Source organism: Pseudomonas sp. XP1 (genome assembly GCF_053557675.1).
In genome coordinates, this window is record NZ_JBNRIJ010000019.1 from 41,171 (window position 1) to 45,409 (window position 4,239).

5 protein-coding genes are annotated in these 4,239 nt (G+C 63.9%); 2 read left to right on the forward strand and 3 right to left on the reverse strand.

All coding sequences use genetic code 11. The features are described from left to right. From minE to minC, 3 genes are all read right to left on the reverse strand, one after another. Positions 1–240, reverse strand: a 240-nt coding sequence (gene minE, locus ACK1U9_RS17060) for a cell division topological specificity factor MinE (protein ID WP_449110051.1), incomplete at its 3' end; no start/stop codon positions are given. A 3-nt stretch (positions 241–243) separates the two neighbouring features. Beyond that, positions 244–1,056 carry a septum site-determining protein MinD gene (gene minD / locus ACK1U9_RS17065; RefSeq protein ID WP_013971423.1) on the reverse strand — a complete coding sequence of 271 codons (813 nt, stop codon included), beginning with the start codon at positions 1,054–1,056 and terminating at the stop codon, positions 244–246. 101 nt (positions 1,057–1,157) lie between these two features. Further along, the gene (minC, locus tag ACK1U9_RS17070) at positions 1,158–1,916 is read right to left on the reverse strand and encodes a septum site-determining protein MinC (protein ID WP_025338069.1); all 759 of its coding nucleotides are present in this window, start codon (positions 1,914–1,916) and stop codon (positions 1,158–1,160) included. A gap of 111 nt (positions 1,917–2,027) precedes the next feature. On the opposite strand from minC, the gene ACK1U9_RS17075 reads away from it, so the two are divergent. Together ACK1U9_RS17075 and ACK1U9_RS17080 are read left to right on the forward strand one after the other, a co-directional pair. Continuing rightward, entirely contained in the window at positions 2,028–2,963 is a 936-nt protein-coding gene (locus ACK1U9_RS17075) for a lipid A biosynthesis lauroyl acyltransferase (RefSeq protein ID WP_046616720.1), read from the forward strand. Between the two features lie 147 nt (positions 2,964–3,110). Beyond that, positions 3,111–4,239: patatin-like phospholipase family protein (locus tag ACK1U9_RS17080; RefSeq protein ID WP_449110052.1), on the forward strand; the 1,129-nt coding region annotated here is incomplete at its 3' end.

Consider the following 4,239-nt stretch of genomic DNA (forward strand, 5'->3'; position numbering starts at 1 on the left):
GGTGATGTTCAGCTCAAGAATCGAGCAGCTACCCTGGTTTTCCAGCTCGATATGCACATCATCGTTGCCGATGTTCACATACTTGCGGATCACTTCCAGCAGTTCTTTCTGCAGCGCTGGCAGGTAGTCCGGTTCGCTGCGTTGGCCGCGCTCGTGCGCCACGATGATCTGTAGACGCTCTTTCGCTACCGACGCGCTGGTAGTTTTCTGTCTGCCACGAAAGAAGTCAAAAAGGTTCATGGTTTACTTGCCTCCAAACAGGCGCGCGAAGAATCCTTGCTTCGGCACTTCGATGAACCGCAGGGGCTTTTCTTTGCCCAGCAGACGGTCGACGGTATCGCTATAGGCCTGGCCGGCATCGCTCTGGTCGTCGAGGATGACCGGGATACCCTGGTTGGAAGCCTTGAGCACTGCCTGGCTCTCGGGGATCACACCCTTGAGCTTGATCGCCAGGATCTCTTCGACGTCGGCGATGCTCAGCATTTCGCCCTTTTCCACGCGCTCCGGGTGGTAGCGGGTGATCAGCAGGTGTTCCTTGATCGGCTCTTCGCCGTTCTCGGAGCGGCGCGACTTGCTCGACAGGATGCCCAGCATGCGGTCGGAGTCACGTACCGAGGATACCTCGGGGTTGGTGACCACGACGGCTTCGTCGGCAAAGTACATGGCCAGGTGTGCGCCTTTCTCGATACCGGCTGGCGAGTCGCAGATGACGAAATCGAAGTCTTTCTTCAGCTCCATCAGGACCTTTTCCACGCCTTCCTGGGTCAGCGCGTCCTTGTCACGGGTCTGGCTGGCGGCCAGCACGTACAGGTTCTCGAGACGCTTGTCCTTGATCAGGGCCTGTTGCAGGTTGGCTTCGCCGTTGACCACGTTGACGAAGTCGTACACCACGCGGCGTTCGCAGCCCATGATCAGGTCGAGGTTACGCAGGCCCACGTCGAAGTCGACGATGACGGTCTTGTGGCCACGCAGTGCGAGGCCGGTACCAATGGCGGCGCTGGTGGTGGTCTTGCCCACACCCCCCTTGCCGGAAGTAACCACGATAATCTTGGCCAAGGTGTTTCACCCCTAAAATAATCGGGACACAAGTCCCTGCAAAAATACAAATAAATGGCAACGGTAGGAAAAGTTGCACTAAAAATGCTGGCAAGTATCCGTTAAAGACGGGTGATGTTCAACACGTCGCCAGACAGGCTGACTTGCACGCCGGTGCCCCAAAGCGGGTCGCGGCGCAGGTCTTCGCATACCTTGTACTGGCCGGCGATGGAAACCATTTCGGCGGTCATCTGCTGGCAGAAGATACGTGCCTTGGTATTGCCTTTGATACCGGCCAAAGCGCGGCCGCGCATGGCGCCGTACACATGGATGTTGCCATCGGCCAGAAGTTCCGCCCCCGGGCTGACCGAACCGGTCACCACCAGATCGCCGCCCTGGGCGTAGATCTGCTGGCCGCCACGTACTGGCGAAGTGATGATGCGGGTCGGGCGCACCTCGGGTTCGAGGATTGGCGGCGGGACAGGGGCCGGCTCGGGCTTCTTCACCTCAGGTTCGGGCTCCAGCGGCCGTTCGCGCGCTCCGGATGGCGGCAGCACCGGCAGGTCGATGGCGATGGCGGCGGCGATGTCCTCGATGCGGTTGGCGCGGATGGCCAGGGTACGCAGGCCGTGGTGGCGGCAGATCCGCATCAAGCCGGGCAGGTCGATTGCCCCCTCGTCGGCCGGCAGCTTGTCCAGCGCCAGCACCAGCGGCGTGTTGCTGAAGAAGTTCGGTGCCTGGGCGACTTTGGCCGCCAGTTGGCGGTCGAGGGCTTCAAGGTCATTGCGCGCCAGTTCCAGCACTGTAATGGCGAGCATGCTGCCCTTGAGCTGGAACACGGAGGCGGTGTCGGGTGTGTGGTTTGGGCTCATGGTCTGCATAGACGGCTTGTTGCGAAAAAAGTGCCCTGACTTATAACGATAAGACCGGTTGCCCGCAACATGCGCTGATCCGTTGTAGAATGCGCGGCCTTTGTCTTTCCGGAAGCTTCAATGGAACGCCCGCGTTTTCGTCCCTATTTCCTTCACCCACGTTTCTGGGGCCTGTGGCTGGGCCTGGGCCTGCTGTGGCTGGTGGTCCAGTTGCCGTACCGGGTCCTGTTGAAAGTCGGTGCCGCGCTGGGAGCGGTGATGTACCGCTTTGCCGGTGAGCGGCGGCGCATCGCCGCGCGCAACCTGGAGCTGTGCTTCCCGGAGCTGTCGGTCGACGAACGGCAGCGCCTGCTCAAGGCCAACTTTGCCTCCACCGGTATCGCCTTCTTCGAAATGGCCATGAGCTGGTGGTGGCCCAGGGCCCGGCTGGCGCGCCTGGCCCATGTCGAGGGGCTGGAGCACCTGCAGGCCGCCCAGCAGGCGGGGCAGGGGGCCATCCTGATGGCGGTGCACTTCACCACCCTGGAAATCGGCGCCGCGCTGCTGGGCCAGCAGCACACCATCGATGGCATGTACCGCGAGCACGGCAACCCGCTGTTCGACTTCATCCAGCGCAGCGGCCGCGAGCGGCATAACCTCGACTCGCTGGCGGTGGAGCGCGAGGACGTGCGCGGCATGCTCAAGCTGCTGCGTTCGGGCCGGGCGATCTGGTACGCACCGGACCAGGACTACGGCGCCAAGCAGAGCCTGTTCGTGCCGCTGTTCGGCATCCCGGCGGCGACGGTGACTGCCACCACCAAGTTTGCCCGGTTGGGCAAGGCGCAGGTAATTCCGTTCACCCAGAAGCGCCTGGAGGATGGCAGCGGCTATCGCCTGGTGATCCACCCGCCGCTGGCAAACTTCCCCGGGGAGAGCGAAGAGGCTGACTGCCTGCGCATCAACCAGTGGGTGGAAAGCGTGTTGCGCGAATGCCCCGAGCAGTACCTTTGGGCGCACCGCCGGTTCAAGTCGCGGCCCGAAGGGGAGCCGCGGCTGTATGACAAGAAGAAGCGCTGATTTATTTTGTCTGTGCCGGCCTATTCGCGGGTGAACCCGCTCCCACAGGTTCTCCACCGGCCTTGAAGGCTGTGCAGTACCTGTGGGAGCGGGTTTAACCGCGAATAGGCCGGCACTGACAGCACACCAACCCCAGGAAGGACTCCTATGGCCCCACCCGCGGTAACCGGTCTTATCCTTTCTGGCGGCGGCGCCCGCGCTGCCTACCAGGTCGGCGTGCTGGCCGGCATCGCCGAGCTGCTGCCCGCTGGCGCGCACAACCCGTTCCCGGTCATCGTCGGCACTTCCGCCGGTGCCATCAACGCTGTCACCCTGGCCAGTGGCGCCACCCATTTCAGCGACGCCGTACAACGGCTCACCGCCTTCTGGCAGAACTTCCGCAGCCACCTGGTCATCCGTAGCGACTGGCCGGGTGTGGTCCGCCAGGCCAGCCGCTTCGTCGCCCATAACCTGCTGGGCGTGGGCGGCCCGGCGCCAGTGGCACTGCTGGACAGCAGCCCATTGCGCGGCTTGCTGCAGGCGCACCTGAACCTGGACGGCATCGCCCGCTCCCTGGCCGCCGAGCAACTGCGCGCCGTCGCGGTGACCGCCTTTGGCTACGAATCCGGCCAGGCGGTGACCTTCTACCAGGGGCGCGGCACCATCGAAGCCTGGTTGCGCCACCGCCGCATCGGCATGCCCACGCCGTTGACCATCGACCACCTGCTGGCCAGCGCGGCCATCCCGCTGCTGTTCGCCCCGGTGCGGCTGGGGGACGAGTATTTCGGTGATGGCGCGGTACGCCAGTCGGCACCGATCAGCCCGGCCCTGCACCTGGGTGCCAGCCGTGTACTGGTAGTCGGGGTCAGTGGCAACCCTCAGCGGCCGGCGCCACCATTGCCGACCCAGCGGGTGTTCAGCGGGCAGCAGCCGAGCCTGGCGCAGATCGGCGGGCACATGCTCAACAGCACGTTCATTGACAGCCTCGAAGACGACATCGAGCTACTGCAGCGCCTCAACCACCTGAGCCACCTGTTGCCAGCACACCTGGATGCCCGGCGCCTGGGCCTGGCGCCAATCGACGTGCTGGTGGTGGCGCCCAGTCAGCCTCTGGACGAGATTGCCGCGCGGCATCGGCGCGAGTTGCCGGCGGCCTTGCGCATGTTCCTGCGCGGGCCGGGGGCGACACGTACCAGCGGGGCGGGGGTGTTGAGCTATTTGCTGTTCGAGGCCAGTTATTGCAGCGAGCTGATCGAGCTGGGGCGAAAGGATGCCTTGGCCAAGAAGCGGGAGCTTT

What these genes read in the sequence shown, in the direction of transcription:
- minC (WP_025338069.1), bottom strand. Translation starts at nt 1,916, where the DNA reads ATGCAGACCATGAGCCCAAACCACACACCCGACACCGCCTCCGTGTTC.
- ACK1U9_RS17075 (WP_046616720.1), top strand. Translation starts at nt 2,028, where the DNA reads ATGGAACGCCCGCGTTTTCGTCCCTATTTCCTTCACCCACGTTTCTGG.